Origin of the sequence: Streptomyces sp. NPDC126499 (assembly GCF_040302485.1) — a bacterium.
In the GTDB taxonomy this organism is placed as follows: domain Bacteria; phylum Actinomycetota; class Actinomycetes; order Streptomycetales; family Streptomycetaceae; genus Streptomyces.
This window is the reverse complement of the sequence record NZ_JBEOUO010000012.1, coordinates 133,492-149,264: the sequence shown is the minus strand read 5'-3', so window position 1 is coordinate 149,264 and position 15,773 is coordinate 133,492. Positions and strand designations below refer to the sequence as shown.

The following is a 15,773-nucleotide window of genomic DNA, read 5'->3' as shown; positions in this document are numbered from 1 at the left end:
CCGTCGGCACGACGTTCACGATCACAGGGTGGTCTCGTTCGTTTCCGGCAGAGGCCCGCTGATCGTCGTCCCACCCTCTTTACTCACCCGGCAAGGCCAGCTCGAACCACACGGTTTTCCCGGTCCGTCCCGCGCGGGTGCCCCAGCGGCGTGCGGAACCGGCCACGAGCTGGAGCCCGCGGCCACCCTCGTCGTCGGGTCCTGCGGGGCGTTCGGTCGGCCCGTCCGGAAGCGGATCCGACACCTCCACGAGGAGCGCGGGCCCCTGCCCGGCGCCGGGCCCGTCGGTCCCGAGGCGGACCAGGCGGACGCCGATGGGCCCGGAGGCGTAGCGCAGGGAGTTGGTGACCAGCTCGCTGACCAGCAGGACGGTCACGTCCCCGATCACCGCGTCGAGCTGCCAGGCCCTCAGGGCGTCCCGCACCGCGTGGCGGGCGGTGCGCACGGCGTCGGCCTCCGCGGGGAAGTGCCACTCGGCGCGGTCGCCTTCGGTGTCGATCACGGGGCCCACGTCCTATTTCGGGGGGTTAGTCAGGACATACCCGATATTCGGAGTGGGATATCGCGCCGGGCGCGCCAGTCGGCGCACGGTGGCACGAACGGCGTAGACGTCAGCGACGCACGCCGCCGGGCGGACCGACGATGCCGGCGGAGCCGGTCGGGGCGGTGCCGGTGGAGGCGTTGGAGGCGGTGCCGGCGGCGGTGCCGGGCCCGGCAGTGGCGGGCCCGACGGAGCCGGTCGAGGCCGAGCCGGCAGGGGCGGAGCCGGCCGGGGCCGAGCCGGGGGCGGTACCGGTCGGAGCCGAGCCGGCAGGGGCGGGGGCGGTACCGGCCGGGGCGGCGGGCAGCAGTCGTCCGGCCTCGGCGACGGCGGGGCGGTCCTGGTCGAGCCAGTCGACGGAGTCCAGCTCGTGACGGGCCAGCCAGCGCAGCTCGTCGTGGTCCTCCAGCGGCCGGGGCTCGCCGGAGCGCAGCCGCGCGGCCCACACCCGCAGGACGTAACCTGGCTTCAGCGGCCATTCGCCGGGGAGGCGCTCACCGACCTCCACCTCGACGCCGAGCTCCTCGCGCAGCTCCCTGAGCAGAGCCTCCTCGGCGCTCTCCCCCGGCTCCAGCTTGCCGCCGGGCAGCTCCCAGCGGCCCGCGAGCTCGACGGGCGCGCTGCGCCGCGCGGCGAGGAGCCGCCCGTGGTGGCAGAGGGCCCCGGCGACGACCACGACAGGGCCGGCAGTGCGATCGGTCATGCCGCGACCTTAAGCCCTGCGTGCCGGAGCAGGCCCGCGCCCGACGCGCAGGGTCCGGCGACCGGCGGCCCCGCCGGTCGCCGGGCCGCCGGTCGGTGACCCCGGCTCAGAGCGCGGGCTGGCCGATGCGCTCCACCACGTACAACTGCTGGTGCCGCCCACGGGCGTGGAGGTTGTCGGCGATCTTCTGGGCTTCGTCCTCGGTCGCGTACCGGCCGACGCGGTAGCGGTTGCCGTTGTCGTCCTGCCGAATGACCAGCCAGGGAAGGACGGGACCGCTGTCGCTCATCGGACTTCTCCCTCCGCCGGCCCAGCCGTTTCTAACGATCTCCTGGAAACCCCGATCCGCATATGCCCGAGCTTACGCCTGACCTTTACAGAGCGGATACGGGTTTTCACAAAGAGATACGTATCTGGCCAGTAACAAGCGGTGGACGGCCGGAGACCGGACCACGGGAGCGCCCGGCGTCAGCGCACCGGCAGGTGGTAGGCGATCCGGTAGCGGTCGGCCGGGATGACGACGTCGGCGGTCTCGACCGCGCGGCCCGAGGCGTAATACGTCCGCTCGATGACCATCACCACATGGCCGGGCACGCCGCCGAGGGTGAGGAGCTCCTCCGCGAGCCCTGGGCGGGCGCCGACCTCCTCGACCACGTTGTCCACGACCACGTCGATCGCCGCCATCCGCTCGACGACGCCGGAGCCGCCCAGGGGGCCCTCCTCCGGCAGCATCACCGGGGTCCGGCCGGTGACGGACAGCGGCTCCCAGGAGGTGGAGAGCATCATCGCCTCGCCCGCGTCCCGGAACACGTACCGCGTGCGCATCACCCGCTCGCCCGGCTCGATGCCGAGCCGGGCGGCGACCTCGGCGCTCGCCGGCTCCTGCTCGCTCGCCGACTCCCAGGTGCCGCGCGCCCCTTCGGCGGCCTGCTCCTGGCGGAAGGGATTGGCGCCCGTCGAGGGCCGGTACCCGGAGCGGGCGATCCGGCGCGGCACGGGACGCTCGCGCACATAGGTCCCCGAGCCGGAGCGGCCCTCGACCAGACCCTCGGCCATCAGGACCTTGCGCGCCTCCAGTGCGACGGTGTCCGAGACCCCGTACTCCTCGCGGATGCGCGCCTGCGAGGGGAGCCGGGTGTGCGGAGGAAGCGAGCCGTTGGCGATCTTCTCCCGGAGATCGCTCGCCACACGCAGATAGGCCGGCTGCTCACCGAACGTCACTGGACACTCCCCTCAGCTTGACTGTCAGCTACAGCGTGACGACCGAGGGTGCGCAGCCGCAAGCATGGGCCAAGGTTTCACCCGAAGTGATGATTTGCCTTTACGCGGCCCCTTGTCGCAGGTATAGCCACCGAACTCCCGTCGGAATCCTTGACGTTAATGGTCCAGACCAATACGTTCCTGTGCGCACAGCTCACCCTTCCGGCACGCACCCGCACAGGAACGAGCCCCATGCGTCGCAGAACCCTTTCCCGGCTGTCCGTCGCCACCGCCGCCACCCTCTCGCTCGGCCTTCTCACCGGCCTCGCCCCCGCCGCGCAAGCCCATGAGACTCCCGCCAAGCCCGCGTACAAGCGCGTCGGCTACTTCACCCAATGGGGCGTCTACGGGCGGAACTTCCAGGTCAAGGATCTGGACACCAGCGGCACCGCGGCCAGGCTGAGCCATGTCAACTACGCCTTCGGCAACGTCGGCGCGGACGGCCGGTGCTTCACCGGCAACGTCCCCGGCGAGGCCGACGCCTGGGCCGACTACGTCCGCCCGCTCGACGCCGCCGGCTCCGTCGACGGCGTCGCCGACACCCCGGACCAGCCGCTGGCGGGCAACTTCAACCAGCTGCGCGAACTCAAGGCCAAGCACCCCGGCCTCAAGGTGATGATCTCGCTCGGCGGCTGGAGCTGGTCCACCCACTTCTCCGACGCGGCCCGCACCCCCGCCTCGCGCAAGGCTCTGGCGGCCTCCTGCATCGACCTCTACATCAAGGGCAACCTGCCCGTCGACGGAGCGCGCGGCGGTGCGGGAGCCGCGGCCGGCCTCTTCGACGGCATCGACCTCGACTGGGAGTGGCCCGGCTCCGCGGGCGACACCGACACCGTCTTCCGTCCCGAGGACAAGCAGAACTTCACCGCGCTCGTACGGGAGTTCCGCGCCCAGCTCGACGCCTACGCCAGGCAGCAGAGCGCGGCGGGCAAGCCGCGCCGGCACTACGAGCTGACGGCGTTCGTCCCGACCGCGCCCGCGAAGATCGACGCCGGTTTCGAGGTCCGGAAGATCATGCGCGACCTCGACTTCGTGAACCTCCAGGGCTACGACTTCCACGGCAGCTGGGAGTCCACCACCGCCCAGCAGTCCGCGCTCTTCGCGCCCCGCGGCGACTTCAGCGTCGACCAGACGGTGAACGACTGGCTGCGGCGCGGCGCACCGGCCCGCAAGCTGGTGGTCGGCATGCCGTTCTACGGCCAGGGGTGGACGGGCGTCACGGGCGGCGGCGACGGCCTCGGCCGACCGGCCGCCGGCCCCGCCCCCGCCACCTGGGCCAACGGCTACGAGGACTACAAGGCGCTGAAGAAGCTGGCGGAGTCGGGCGCGTACACCCTGCACCGGGACCGGAAGAACGGCCACGCCTGGCTGTTCGACGGCACGACCCTGTGGACGTACGACGACCCGGGGGTGCTGCGCGCCAAGTCGGCGTACGTACGGGCCCGGGGCCTCGGCGGCGCGATGTTCTGGTCGCTCGACGGGGACACCCCAGACGGCGAGCTGATCAGGTCGGTGGACGGCGTCCTCGGCGGCCGCCGCTGACCGGCTGAGGCCGGGGCGGCGCAGGGCGAGGCCAGGCGGCGCCGGGCGGGACCAGAGGCTGAGGCCTGGCGGGGCCGAGGGCTGAGGCCGGGCGAGGCCGGGGACTGAGGCCGGGCGGAGCGGGTCCCCGCCCCGGGGATCCGCCCCCGGTCCCCCGGGGCGGCGGCGCGGAGGCGTCAGACCTTCTGGCCGCCCCCGCCGCCCCCACCGCTGCCGCCGCTACCACCACTGCCACCCGTGGTACCGGCGCTGTCCTCCTCCAGGGTGTCGGTCAGCCCGAGCGCGGAGCGCGACGGCTTCTCGGAGTCCGTCGAGAGCGCGTCGTAGGCGTCCTCGTAGACCTCCCAGAACGCGTCCGCGTCCTTCGCCGTGGCGAGCGCGTGCCACTTGGGCGCGGCGGCCTCCAGCTTCTGCGCCAGCTCGCCGACCGGCTTCGCGGAGCCGTCGGGCCAGGTGTGCCCGCGCAGGCCGTCGCCCGCCGTGGTGACGGCCTCGTGCACCTTCCGGGCCCAGGCCTTGTTGCCCGCCAGGTCCGCGTCGACGTCCTTCTCGGGCTCCTCGAAGAGGGCGTCGTCGATCGGGTTCATCTGCTTCAGGAAGTGCACCTGGTGGGCGTCGAGGGTGCTCTCGTCGCTGCGCAGGGAACGGGTGAAGGGCGCTTCCTCGGTGGCCAGCGCGCAGGTCACGGCCCGGTCGCCGGCCCGCCAGCTCTCCTTGGTGGGCAGGTAGTAGTAGGTCAGCGCGTCCTCCGGGACGGCCCAGGTGTCGAGCGCGTACGCACTGTTGACGTCCTGGCAGCGGTCCTCGGCGATGCGGTCGATGGCGTCCTCGCCCGGCCACTTGGTGAAGCCGGTGACCTTGAACCCTCCGCTGACCTCGCCCTCGTGGGGCGTGGTGCACGGCACCGTCTCCACATCCGTGGCGTACGTCTCGCGCTTGACGTCGACGCGGAAGCAGTCGCCCTTGCGCAGCGAGAACGCCGACCGTTCGGCGGCGGCCTCGTCCATGCCCTTGTCGAACTCGCGCCACGCGTCGGCGAATCCGCCGCTCACGAAGCCGAGGGCCATCATCAGGCAGGCGAGGGACGAGAGCACGATGCCGGCGATGGCCATGCCCTTGCCCTTCTGCTGCTTCTTCTTGATCTGGGGCAGGGCGATCAGGCCGAAGACGAGGCCGAGGGGCGGCAGGCAGCAGACGATGCCGGAGACGAGGGACGCGACGGCCAGACCGTTGGTGCTCTGCCGCGGCACCCCGTACGGGCCCGGCACGCCGTGGCCCAGGGGACCCGCGGGTCCCCCGGGACCGTAGGGGCCGTACGGGCCGGGCGGCGGCGAGGTGTACGGGCCGGGGGACGCGTACGGGCCGGGCGCGGGCCCGCCCTGCCGCGGCGGCTGCGGGGGCTGCTGCGAGGCCGGGGAATCCTGAGGCGGCTGGAACGGGTCCACGAGTACGGTGCTCCTGTGGGGCGGGCGGGGCGGGAAGTCCGACGATCGGAGGATCGCGTCATCACCGGCTCGGGGAGTCGGAGAATCACGAGTTCGAACGGGCGCGCGCATCGTACGTGGTCCGGGGGCGGGGGCGGTATGCGGGGCTCTACGGTACGGGCGGTCAACCGCCTCACGGCACGCTGGGCCGGAGTCCTGCCGCCCGGCCGGGACACCGTCCTGTCGGCGAGCGGTGTCTGGCCCCTGCTCGCCTTCCTCGCGGACGGCGCAGCGGGCCCGGCCAGGGCCGAGCTGGAGGAGGCGCTCGGGATGCGGGCGGCCGAGGCGGCGGGCGCGGCCCGCGAACTGCTCGACGGCCTCGCCAGGATCCCCGGTGCCGGCTCGGCCGTCGGTCTGTGGACCCGCCCTCGTGTCCGGCCCTACGACGCGTGGGTCGCGGGCCTGCCGGAGGCCACGCTCGGCCGGCTCGGTGACGACGACGCGGAGAACCGGCGGCTTGTGGACACCTGGGCGGCGGAGCGTACGGGCGGCCTGATCCCCTCTATGCCGGTGGAGGTGACCAAGGACATGGATCTGGTCCTGGCCACCGCCCAGGCGGTGCGGACGAGGTGGCTGCGGCCCTTCCGGGAGGGCGGCATGTTCCCCGACGACGGCCCCTGGGCCGGGCGGGAGCTCGCCGCGCTGCACCGTACGACGGGTCTGCTCGACCGGGTCGGGGTGGCCGGGACGGACGCGGGTCCGCTCACCGTGCTGAAGGTACTGGGGAACACCGGGGTCGACGTCCACCTGCTCCTCGGCCCGGTAGAGGCGGAGCCCGGCGCCGTCCTGAAGGCGGGCGTGGACGTCCTGACCGGCGCCTTCCGGACCGTCCCGGGCGACCTGCTCCCGCTGGGCGAGCCGGGCCCGGGCCTGAACGTCCGCAAGGTGCGCAGCACGTCCCGCGAGCCGTACCTCTCGGTGACGACCTCGCCGTTCTCGCTCACGGCCGAGCACGATCTGACGGCGCTGCACGAGCTGTTCGGGCTCACGACGGCGCGGGACGACACCCGGGGCCACTTCCCGGGCATCTGCGCGCACCCGCCGCTGGCCGTGCGGCAGGCCCGGCAGGCGGCGATGGCCCGCTTCGGCGCGAAGGGCTTCCAGGCGGCCGCGGTCACGGCGATCGGCATGCCGGGGGCGGGGGTGCCGCGCACCCCGTACGTGGTCCGGCGCGTCGACCTGGACGTCGACCGGCCCTTCGGCTTCCTGACCGTGCACCGCACCTCGCGGCTGGTCCTCGCGGCGGGCTGGGTGGCCGAGCCCGTGCCGTACGTCTTCGAGGAAGAGCGGTGGGAGGACGCAGAGGAGAGCTGACGACAGGGGCGGCCGCCGGATCGGCGACCGCCCCTGTCGTGCGGTGTGCTTCTTCCTCGGGCGTCAGACGTGCGTCAGACGTGCGTCAGACGTGCGTCAGAACTGCAGCGCCCAGGAGTCGATCCTGCCGGTGTCGTAGTTCGCGTTGTCCGTGACCCGGAGCTTCCACGTGCCGTTCGCGACCTCGGAGGAGGCGTTGACGGTGTACGTGGTGTTGATGTTGTCCGCGCTGCCGCCGGTGCCGAAGGCCTTCAGCGTGTACGCGGTGCCGTCCGGGGCGATCAGCTGGACCTGGAGGTCACCGATGTAGGTGTGGACGATGTTCACCGGCACCTGGAGGGCGGAGGGGGCGTTGCCCGCGACGCCGCTGACGGTGACGGGCGACTCGACGGTCGCGTTGTCGCTGATCGTGTAGTCCGCGGTGTTCTCGAAGCGCGGGCCGGGCGGGGTGGTGGTGCCGCCGCCGACGTACAGCAGACGGTTCGGGGAGCCGGTGCCGGGGCTGGTGACCACGTTCGGGGTCGCGGCGTTGACGAGGGCCGTGGAGACCGCCGACGGGGTGGCCGTCGGGTTGTCCGCCAGGTAGAGGGCGGCGGCGCCGGCCACGTGCGGGGTCGCCATCGACGTGCCGGAGATGGTGTTGGTGGCGGTGTCGTTGGTGTTCCAGGCCGACTTGATGGAGGAGCCCGGGGCGAAGATGTCCAGGACGCTGCCGTAGTTGGAGAAGCTGGATCGGGCGTCCGAGCTGGTCGTGGAGCCGACCGTGATGGCCTCGCCGACGCGCGCCGGCGAGTAGTTGGACGCGTTGGAGTTGTCGTTGCCCGCGGCGACCGCGTAGGTGATGCCGGCGGCGATCGACCGGCGCACGGCGTCGTCGAGGACGGTGTCGACGCCGCCGCCGAGGCTCATGTTGGCGACGGCCGGCTTGACGGCGTTCCGCGTCACCCAGTCGATGCCCGCGACGACCTGCTCGGTCGTGCCGGAGCCGGAGTTGTTGAGGACCCGGACACCGACGATCTTCGCCTTCTTGGCGACACCGTGCGCCGTGCCGGCGACGGTGCCGGCGACGTGCGTGCCGTGGCCGTGGCCGTCCTGCGCGGTGTTGTCGTTGTCGATCGCGTCGTAGCCGTTGAAGGCCCGGCCGCCGAAGTCGCTGTGGCTGATGCGGACGCCGGTGTCGATGATGTACGCCGTGACGCCCTGGCCCGCGCTGTCCGGGTAGGTGTAGCTCTGGTTGAGCGGGAGGGCCTTCTGGTCGATCCGGTCGAGGCCCCAGGACGGCGGGGAGGGCTGGGTGGCGTCGATGGTGAAGACGCGGTTCTGGCTGACGGACTCGACGGCCGGGTCGGCGGCGAGCTTCCTGGCCTGCGCCTCGGAGAGCTCGACGGAGTAGCCGTTGAGCGCCGCGGTGTACGTCCGCTTGATCTTGGCACCGAACTTCGTCGCGACCGCCCGTCCCTGCGCGGTCTCCGCCTGGGCGGCGGACTCGCGGAGGGTGACGATGTAGCTGTTGGGGACGGTCCCCTCCGCGCCGGCGTTCAGGATGACGCCTTCGGCGGTGGTCCCGGCGGCGGTGGCCGGAAGGGCGGAGAGGGAGCCGAGCGCCAGGGAAGCGACGGCTATGGCGCCGGCCGCGGCGAGTCTGCGCCGCGAGTCACGCATCACGGACATGTGAGGGGTCCTCCTCATTGGGTGGTGCGCTGCTGTGGGGGTTGTCGAGCGGTGACGCTTTCAGCAGGGACATGACAATGCGGCGTGGCTCCACACCGTTCGCCAAGTCCGGGTGCCGACCGAAAGATTGACGGATCCATAGGAATCACACAAGGGTTCCGCCCGCCCCGTAACACCGCCGCCACACGACTGCGAAGCTGGGGATCATGAGCGACTACGTGTGTCCCCGATGCCGTACGCGAGCCCCCGGCACCGCCCTCACCTGGTGTTGTCCCGGCTGCCGGGGCCCGTGGGACCTCGCCCACACGGCCGCGCCGGTGCCACTCGCGTCACTTCCGTACCGCGTGAATTCATTGTGGCGTTACGCGGAAGCACTACCGCTCGCCACCGGGAACGGGGCGACCGGCGGGCCCACGGGAACCACCGGGGTGCCCGCGCTGTCCCTCGGGGAGGGACGCACGCCCCTGATCCCGCTCACCGATACGGTTTCGGCCAAACTCGACTTCCTCATGCCCACGTCGTCCTTCAAGGACCGGGGCGCCGTCATGCTCGCGGAACTCGCGCGCCGCCTGGACCCTCGCCGCGTGATCGCCGACAGCAGCGGCAACGCGGGCACGGCCGTCGCCGCGTACTGCGCCCGCGCCGGCCTCGACTGCGCCGTCCTCGTACCGGAGGGGACCTCGCCGAAGAAGCTGGAGCAGATCCGCGCCCACGGCGCCCGTACGGTCGTCGTCCCCGGCGACCGCGAGGCCACGGCGCGGGCGGCCCGCGCGGCCGCCGACGAACCGGGGGTCTTCTACGCCTCGCACGTGTACAACCCGCACTTCCTCCACGGTACGAAGACCTACGTCTACGAGTTGTGGGAGGACCTCGGCGGCCGGCTGCCCGACACCCTCGTCCTGCCGGTCGGCAACGGAACGCTGCTGCTCGGCGCGGCCCTCGCCGTGGAGGAGCTGTACGGCCACGGGCTCGTCGACCGCCGCCCCGCCCTCGTCGCCGTTCAGGCCGAGGCCGTCTCGCCCCTGGCCGCCGCCTTCCACGCGGGCGCGGACGACCTGCCGGCCCCGGCCGCCGCCCGCCCCACCCTCGCCGAGGGCATCGCCATCCCGAACCCGCCCCGCGCGGCGCGGATCCTGCGGGCCGTGCGGGCCTCCGGCGGCACCTTCCTCACCGTGCCGGAGGACGGCATCCGCGCCGCCCAGCTGGACCTGGCGCGGCGGGGCCTGTACGTGGAGCCGACGGCGGCCGTCTGCTGGGCGGCCGTACGGGCGACGCCGCCGCGCCCCGGCACGACGGTCGTGCCGCTGTGCGGGGCGGGCGCGAAGACGGGCCTGGCGGCGGCGTGACGCGTGCCTCGCCCGAGGGGTCAGAACTCGTCGGCGCCGTTACGGAGTTCCGGCGTCCAGTAACCGGTCTTCGCGATGGCCTCGTCGACGGCCAGGCCGCCCGCCGGGGCCTTGACGACGATGCTGCCCTCGGCGGGGGCGTCGCCGGCGAAGAGGTTCACATGGAAGGAGGTGACGACCTTGTTCTCCTCGTCGACACCGCCGAGGGCGATCCGTACGTTGGCGTACGCGGGGGCACCCGGCTCCAGGACGACGGGGGCGGCGGGCTTGCTCTTGGCGACCGCCGGGACGTCCTTGGCGGTCTGGATCTCGCCGAAGGCGATCAGCGGGTAGCCGTGGAGGCGGCAGGCGCGGCCGGAGGTGTTGGTCGCGGTGAGGACGATGTGCTCGGTGGGCGTCTCGTCGACCTTGGCGGCCGTGACCTTCACGTCCTTGTAGGTGCAGGCCGGGGCCTTGGCCGAGGAGCCGGATGAGGCCGAGGCCGTCGACCCGCCCGAGACCGCGGCGCCCCCCTTGCCCCCGGCCGTCGAGCCACTCGCCGCCGCGCCACCGGCGGCCGATCCACCGGCGCTCCCGGCGCCGACCGTCGCCCCGCCGATGGCCCCGCCCTCCGGCGTGACCTGCGTGATCGCGGCCCCCTCGTCCCGGCTCCCGCCCTCGTCCCCGCCACAGGCGGTCAGCCCCAGCGAGAGGACGGCGGCGGCCGCGACGGCGAGGACGGTGTTCTTACGGTACGTACGCATGGTGGTTCTCCCCCGGTTCACGTTCGAACGGCCCCACATCCGGTGCCACCTACACCTTCCCGCCCCCGCTTGCCGTCCCGCTTGCGTCCGACTAACGCCGGACTGCCGCGCCCTCCGGTTCTCGCCCGCCGAGCTCACGCTTGCAGTCGGAGATCCCAAGACGGCAACTGATTGTGCGACCCCCTCGACCTCCCCATGCCAGCGCAATCCCAGCGCGGTACCGATGACCGGGGATGACGACGGTGCCGAGAGGTGAGTTGTCCCAGCACCGTCCCAGCGCGGGAAAAACCAAGGGCCCGACTCCGAGGAGTCGGACCCCTTGTGGCCTGCACGTTTACCGGATCAGCACGTGGTGAACGGCAGCCGCTACACGTTGCGTTGCTTCAACGCGCTCATGGCTCCAGGGCCGTGGCGACTCGCTATGACAAGAGGGCCTACGTCTCCACGGCACGGTTACTCTTGCGACGATTCGGTTGTGGCTCCGCCACTGATGTCAGCCACCGCAGCGGATGCCCCCGTGGTTGCTCAGCCGTCGGCGGCGATGATGAGCGTGATCCGCCCAGCCGAGCGGTCGACGAGCACGAACTCGTGAAAGCAGTCGTGCACGCGTTCCCAGTCATGAATTGCCTCATCGCCGAGCTCGCTGAGGTAGTAGATGCCATCGGCTGCGGCCACGCGGGCGAACACCTCCCGCTGCAGATCTGCCTCCAGCCAGCTCGGTGGGCACGTCCCAGAGCGGATCCACCCACTCCCGCAGGATCTGCACAGCCTTCTCCTGGCTGATGGACTCATAGAGGTCGGGAATGATCAACCGCAGCCCATACGGACCGTGCCGAGGCGTCCGGAAGCAACACCTCCAGGCCGTCCGCGCCGCCTCCTCGGCGAACACGCACCCGTGGCGCGGAGCCGCGCGGCGACGGCGGATTCGGAGTGGTCGAGTTCGGAGCCGCCGAGTTCGACGTGGTCGAGCGGAGGAATCGACATGAAAGCCCTTCGGGCACGGGGATCGACAAGCAACGGCACACCGTCCCGTCGTGCGGTCACGGCGCTTTCGTTGCCGAGCCGTCGTGCTGTTCCGCCGTGTGCCGGAGCATCCTCATCAGCTCCGTGGAGCCCACCCTGGTGCGGGGCGTGCCGCCGGTGCGGGAAGGGAGCGGCAGCCGCCCGGTCCGGGCCCAGACCAGCCGGCCGTTTTCGGTGATCGCGCCCTGGGTCAGCCCCCGGTTGTCCGGATGTAGGCAGAAGGGCACGTCGAGAAGGCCGGCGGAGAAGGCCCTGAGCAGTGCGGTGCCGATGTCCTCGTGCAGGTCGAGGACGGTGTGGACCAGGATCCGGGCCTCGGTGAGCACCTCGGAGCAGTCCACCTCGGCGGCCCACGGCAGGGGGTCGGCGGCCGGGCCGTGTGCGGCGGTCGCCGCCGCGGTGGCGGCCGCCGCGCGCAGCGCGTGGACGTTCTCGGCGACGGTCGGCAGCCGTCGGCCCTCCGCCACCGTCTTGACGATGAGCCGTTCAACTCCGCCGCGCACGGCGAGCGCGGCGCTGCGGTCCATCAGCAGTCCGGCCCCGGCTTCGGTGGACGGGAAGACGCCCATGTACGTGTAGAGGACACGGTGCCAGTCGACGCCGTCGGGAATCAGTTCACCGGCGAGCAGCCCGAGCGCCGCCAGGGCCTCCACGTCCTGGACGGGATGGGTCTGCTGGGCATAGCTCAGCGAGATGCTGCGTACCCCGTTCTGGAGGAAGAACAGGCCCTCCAGGAGGCTCATCGCGACCAGCATCGACGGCGGGCACAACTGGCCGAGGAGACAGCCTCCAAAGGTCTCCAGATGGGCGGTGCGACCCAGGGCGGCGCAGTCGTCAGCCAGTTGCCGGGTCGACTCCCGCCAGTTGCCTACCGATTCGGCGAGCGGGGTGCGGCCGTAGGGCAGGCAGTACGAGACGGGGCCGCCCTCGCTCACCGAGAGTCCCGCCCGGGCCAGGGTGCGGAAGATGTCCTGGGGCCGGGCGGAGCCGTGGCGTATCTGCACCGGGATACGGCCGGCGGCCGCGGCCACGTCGGCGGTGGTCGCGGGGCCGTGCGCGACGAGCGGGAAGCCGTTGAGCCCGGCGGCCGCCGGGTCGCGCAGAGCCGCCCGCGTGCTGTCATGGTCGCCCACGCGCGTATAGCTGTCGAGCGTGATGGTGCCAACGGCGCGCACTCCAATGGCGGCCACGGCGCGGAGCCCGGCGGACATGTCCGTCGGATGCGCCATGCCCATCCTCGGCTGGACGACGAGGGTCCCGGCGCTCTCCCTCATGTACGTCCCGAAGTCTGTGTATGTGCCGGAGTCGATGTCCGTCTCGACGTCTGGGTACGTCCCGAGGTCCGCGTACGAGTGGGGCTGCGGGGTCACCGTCGGCCCCCTGCCCCGAGCAGTCCCGCGTCCGTGCCGGCGAGGGCGAGCGCCGCCAGCCGGTCGCGCAGCCGTGCCGGGTCGCTCCCTTCGGTGAACACCTCGTCGAAGCCGGCGTTCCTCAGGCCCCGGGCATGTTCGATGTTGTCGTCGCCGAGGATGCCGAGTTTGCCGCCGATCAGCATCGGAAGATGGCAGATCTCGCGGTCGGCGCGTACCGCCTTGACCAGTCTCGCGCCGTCCAGGTGGCCATGGCCGTTGACCGAGCTGATCACGATCACGTCCGGGCGCTCCTGGCGCGCGGTCTCGATCAGCAGCCTGTCGGGGACGCAGGGGCCGAGGTTGACGACGTCATGGCCCCATTCCTCAAGCAGGAGCTGGAGGAAGACGAGATTCCAGGTGTGGGAGTCCGAGGACACCGTCGACAGGAGGATCCTCACCGTGGACAGCTCTCTCCGGCGGGGAAGTCCCGGCGCTCCTCCTCCAGGGGGGTCGCCTGGCACCAGAGGTCGTCGGCGGAGAGCTCGGACGTCCGGTACTTGCCGAGCGCGCTGATCAGCAGCTGCATCTCGAACCGCAGCGCCTCGACGAGTCTGATCAGGCCCTCCCGGGGGTCCTCGTCGACAGCAAGCAGGGCGGCCCGTCCTAGGCCGACCGCTTCGGCGCCCAGGGCCAGGCACTTCACGGCGCGGCTGCCTTCCCAGATCCGTCCGGAGGCGAGCAGCCCGCGGCCCACCGGGCCGTCGCGCCGTACGCGGGCCAGCACCTCGCCGAGCGGCAGTCCGACCTGGTCGAGGAAGACGGTGGGGGCCCAGCCCGTACCGCCCTCGGCTCCGTCGACGGTCACGGCGTCGGCTCCGGCTGCCAGGGCGACGCGGGCGGCGTGGGCGATGTCGCGGCCGGGCGGCAGCTTCACCCAGACCCGGCAGCGCGGGTAGTTGTTGCGCATCAGCCGGATCTGCTGCGTGAGGATCTCCGCGGTGAAGGTGCCGGGGGTGGCACACCGAACCACGGTGTCGCTGTCGGGGCCGAAGCTGTCGGCGATCTGGAAGCGGTCGGTGAGCGAACCCGCCTTCCGCCGGTCGACCAGGGTGAGGCCGCCGAGCCCAGGCTTGGCACCCTGACCCACCTTCAGCTCGAAGGCGAGCCGATCTGATTCGAGGAGCGGCAGCGCGGCGGGGTCGCTGTAGACCAGGTTCCAGACCTCGGCGTCGGCGTCCTGGGTGGACTGCTGGACGACGACGCCGCCCGCCGTACCGCTCTCCTCCACGTATCCGGAGATCCTCGCCAGGAGCGAGCCGGGACCGTGCTCGCCGGTGCGCCCGTAACCGTTGACCGGGACGACGTTCTCCCCGATGACCATAGGGATGCCGAGTCGTCCGGCCTGGCGGCTGAGGTCCTCGCCGAGCGTGGAGGAGGCCACCTGGGTGGAGCCGAAGGCGGAGACGTACAACGGCAGGGGGGAGTCGAACCCGCCGACCTGGCCGGCCAGGTCGACGTCGTCGGGGAGCGGCTCCTCCCCCAGCTCGAAGAGCTTCTCCAGCCTGTGCGGCACGAACACGGGAGGCACGATCCTCAAGGCGTCGAGCCGGTCGCGTCCGGCCGCCGTGCCCGCCGCGCCGAGCACGGCGCGCCCGTAGTTCTCCGGTTCGGGGAAGACCGCCGCGGCTCCCCGGCGTGCTCTGTCGCGTATCGCCGTTTCCTCGTATCCCGGCGCCCTCAGCGCGCTCACGCGGATACCACCCCGGGGATCTTCGGGAAGGAGCTGGCCCGCCAGACCGCGTCCAGTCCGGCGACGCAGCGGGTGAGCCGCTCCAGTCCGATGCCGAAGCCGGCGCTGGCCGGGATGCCTTCCCTCGCAATGTCCAGGTACCAGCGGTACTTGGAAGGGTTCTCGCCCGTCTCGCGCATCCTGGTGATCAGCCGGGTGTAGTCGTGTTCGCGCTCACTGCCGCTGATGACCTCTCCGTACCCCTCGGGCAGGATCAGGTCGAAGTTCCGCAGGACGCCCGGGTCGCTGCGGCTCTCCCGGTCGTAGAAGCCGCGTGAGCCCTTGGGGTAGTCGACGACGAAGAAGGGGCGGACGCTGTGGCGCGAGAGGAGTTCCTCGCCGACCCAGTCCAGCTCCGCGTCGGGGCTCTGCGGGTGACCGAGGTCCCGCAGCAGCTCGGCGGCCTCGTGGTGGGAGACGGTGTCGAAGTCCGTGTCGGCGACGGCGAGCAGGGCGTCGACGTCCCGATTCAGGAGCTTCAGCTCGTCCCGCATGTCGGCGGCACAGGCGGCGAAGACATGGCGGATCAGCCTCTCGGCGAGGGCCGTCACGTCCTGCCGGGTGGCTCCCGCCACTTCGACGTCGATCTGGTGGAACTCGGCGAGGTGACGGTGGGTGGTGGCGGTCTCCAGCGGTTCAAGGCGGACGTTGGGCGCGATGTTGAAAATCTTCTCGAAGGCCAGCAGCGACGCCTGCTTGTAGAGGATGCCGCTCGTCATGAGCTTGTAGCGGTGGCCGTAGAAGTCGATGTCCACCTGCTTGGCTCCGCGCGCCCCCGGGTCGGTGACCGGGCCGATCGTCGGCGGGAGCAGCTCCATGAAGCCCTCGGTACCCAGGAGTTCGCGGGTCGCGGTCAGGATCCGCTGCTGGATCCGCAGGACGGCGCGGGTCGCCGGGGAACGCAGGTGCTCCAGCGGGGGTGGGGGCACCGCGGTGTCCGGCGCTGCGGGCGAGGCGGTCATGGTGGTCATCGTCGTTTCCCTTGTGTGTGTTCAGGAGCCCGGC

General features: G+C 72.0%; 14 protein-coding genes and 1 pseudogene. 3 read left to right on the top strand and 12 right to left on the bottom strand.

Annotated features, from left to right (window positions below):
* Positions 1 to 79: 79 nt before the first annotated feature.
* From ABTZ91_RS19875 to ABTZ91_RS19860, 4 genes and pseudogenes are all read right to left on the bottom strand, one after another.
* A complete protein-coding gene (locus tag ABTZ91_RS19875; protein WP_407077993.1) occupies positions 80 to 502 on the bottom strand; it encodes an ATP-binding protein in 423 nt (140 codons plus the stop codon).
* A gap of 325 nt (positions 503 to 827) precedes the next feature.
* A pseudogene (locus ABTZ91_RS19870) lies at positions 828 to 1,244 on the bottom strand ((deoxy)nucleoside triphosphate pyrophosphohydrolase); the annotation flags it as partial.
* Positions 1,245 to 1,350: 106 nt separating this feature from the next.
* Positions 1,351 to 1,533 carry an SPOR domain-containing protein gene (locus ABTZ91_RS19865; protein ID WP_352078486.1) on the bottom strand — a complete coding sequence of 61 codons (183 nt, stop codon included), beginning with the start codon at positions 1,531 to 1,533 and terminating at the stop codon, positions 1,351 to 1,353.
* A gap of 179 nt (positions 1,534 to 1,712) precedes the next feature.
* Positions 1,713 to 2,465 carry a GntR family transcriptional regulator gene (locus tag ABTZ91_RS19860; RefSeq protein ID WP_352078485.1) on the bottom strand — a complete coding sequence of 251 codons (753 nt, stop codon included), beginning with the start codon at positions 2,463 to 2,465 and terminating at the stop codon, positions 1,713 to 1,715.
* Between the two features lie 231 nt (positions 2,466 to 2,696).
* On the opposite strand from ABTZ91_RS19860, the gene ABTZ91_RS19855 reads away from it, so the two are divergent.
* Positions 2,697 to 4,046 carry a glycoside hydrolase family 18 protein gene (locus tag ABTZ91_RS19855; RefSeq protein ID WP_352078484.1) on the top strand — a complete coding sequence of 450 codons (1,350 nt, stop codon included), beginning with the start codon at positions 2,697 to 2,699 and terminating at the stop codon, positions 4,044 to 4,046.
* 176 nt (positions 4,047 to 4,222) lie between these two features.
* On the opposite strand, the gene ABTZ91_RS19850 is transcribed toward ABTZ91_RS19855, so the two are convergent.
* Entirely contained in the window at positions 4,223 to 5,491 is a 1,269-nt protein-coding gene (locus tag ABTZ91_RS19850) for a DUF4190 domain-containing protein (protein ID WP_352078483.1), read from the bottom strand.
* Between the two features lie 138 nt (positions 5,492 to 5,629).
* On the opposite strand from ABTZ91_RS19850, the gene ABTZ91_RS19845 reads away from it, so the two are divergent.
* Entirely contained in the window at positions 5,630 to 6,844 is a 1,215-nt protein-coding gene (locus tag ABTZ91_RS19845) for a serpin family protein (RefSeq protein WP_352078482.1), read from the top strand.
* Between the two features lie 96 nt (positions 6,845 to 6,940).
* Here ABTZ91_RS19845 and ABTZ91_RS19840 read toward each other — a convergent pair whose 3' ends face one another.
* Positions 6,941 to 8,515, bottom strand: a complete 1,575-nt coding sequence (locus ABTZ91_RS19840) for a S8 family peptidase (protein ID WP_352078481.1) — start codon at positions 8,513 to 8,515, stop codon at positions 6,941 to 6,943.
* Between the two features lie 206 nt (positions 8,516 to 8,721).
* Between ABTZ91_RS19840 and ABTZ91_RS19835 the strand changes: the two genes are divergently transcribed.
* Entirely contained in the window at positions 8,722 to 9,861 is a 1,140-nt protein-coding gene (locus tag ABTZ91_RS19835; protein ID WP_352078480.1) for a threonine synthase, read from the top strand.
* Between the two features lie 20 nt (positions 9,862 to 9,881).
* Here ABTZ91_RS19835 and ABTZ91_RS19830 read toward each other — a convergent pair whose 3' ends face one another.
* From ABTZ91_RS19830 to ABTZ91_RS19805, 6 genes are all read right to left on the bottom strand, one after another.
* Positions 9,882 to 10,604, bottom strand: coding sequence for a DUF4232 domain-containing protein (locus ABTZ91_RS19830; protein ID WP_352078479.1), 723 nt, complete (start codon positions 10,602 to 10,604; stop codon positions 9,882 to 9,884).
* A 525-nt stretch (positions 10,605 to 11,129) separates the two neighbouring features.
* Entirely contained in the window at positions 11,130 to 11,279 is a 150-nt protein-coding gene (locus ABTZ91_RS19825; protein ID WP_352078478.1) for a hypothetical protein, read from the bottom strand.
* Positions 11,280 to 11,644: 365 nt separating this feature from the next.
* Positions 11,645 to 12,997, bottom strand: a complete 1,353-nt coding sequence (locus ABTZ91_RS19820) for a methylaspartate mutase (protein ID WP_352078477.1) — start codon at positions 12,995 to 12,997, stop codon at positions 11,645 to 11,647.
* The gene (locus ABTZ91_RS19815; protein ID WP_352078476.1) at positions 12,994 to 13,437 is read right to left on the bottom strand and encodes a cobalamin-dependent protein; all 444 of its coding nucleotides are present in this window, start codon (positions 13,435 to 13,437) and stop codon (positions 12,994 to 12,996) included. Before ABTZ91_RS19815 ends, ABTZ91_RS19820 begins: the two co-directional genes overlap by 4 nt.
* Positions 13,434 to 14,729, bottom strand: a complete 1,296-nt coding sequence (locus tag ABTZ91_RS19810; protein WP_352078475.1) for a glutamate synthase-related protein — start codon at positions 14,727 to 14,729, stop codon at positions 13,434 to 13,436. Before ABTZ91_RS19810 ends, ABTZ91_RS19815 begins: the two co-directional genes overlap by 4 nt.
* Positions 14,726 to 15,739, bottom strand: a complete 1,014-nt coding sequence (locus tag ABTZ91_RS19805; RefSeq protein WP_352078474.1) for an asparagine synthetase A — start codon at positions 15,737 to 15,739, stop codon at positions 14,726 to 14,728. The genes ABTZ91_RS19810 and ABTZ91_RS19805 overlap by 4 nt, the downstream gene beginning before the upstream one ends.
* Positions 15,740 to 15,773: the final 34 nt, after the last annotated feature.

What these genes read in the sequence shown, in the direction of transcription:
- ABTZ91_RS19835 (WP_352078480.1), top strand. Translation starts at nt 8,722, where the DNA reads ATGAGCGACTACGTGTGTCCCCGATGCCGTACGCGAGCCCCCGGCACC.
- ABTZ91_RS19805 (WP_352078474.1), bottom strand. Translation starts at nt 15,739, where the DNA reads ATGACCACCATGACCGCCTCGCCCGCAGCGCCGGACACCGCGGTGCCC.
- ABTZ91_RS19865 (WP_352078486.1), bottom strand. Translation starts at nt 1,533, where the DNA reads ATGAGCGACAGCGGTCCCGTCCTTCCCTGGCTGGTCATTCGGCAGGAC.
- ABTZ91_RS19855 (WP_352078484.1), top strand. Translation starts at nt 2,697, where the DNA reads ATGCGTCGCAGAACCCTTTCCCGGCTGTCCGTCGCCACCGCCGCCACC.
- ABTZ91_RS19830 (WP_352078479.1), bottom strand. Translation starts at nt 10,604, where the DNA reads ATGCGTACGTACCGTAAGAACACCGTCCTCGCCGTCGCGGCCGCCGCC.
- ABTZ91_RS19840 (WP_352078481.1), bottom strand. Translation starts at nt 8,515, where the DNA reads ATGTCCGTGATGCGTGACTCGCGGCGCAGACTCGCCGCGGCCGGCGCC.
- ABTZ91_RS19845 (WP_352078482.1), top strand. Translation starts at nt 5,630, where the DNA reads ATGCGGGGCTCTACGGTACGGGCGGTCAACCGCCTCACGGCACGCTGG.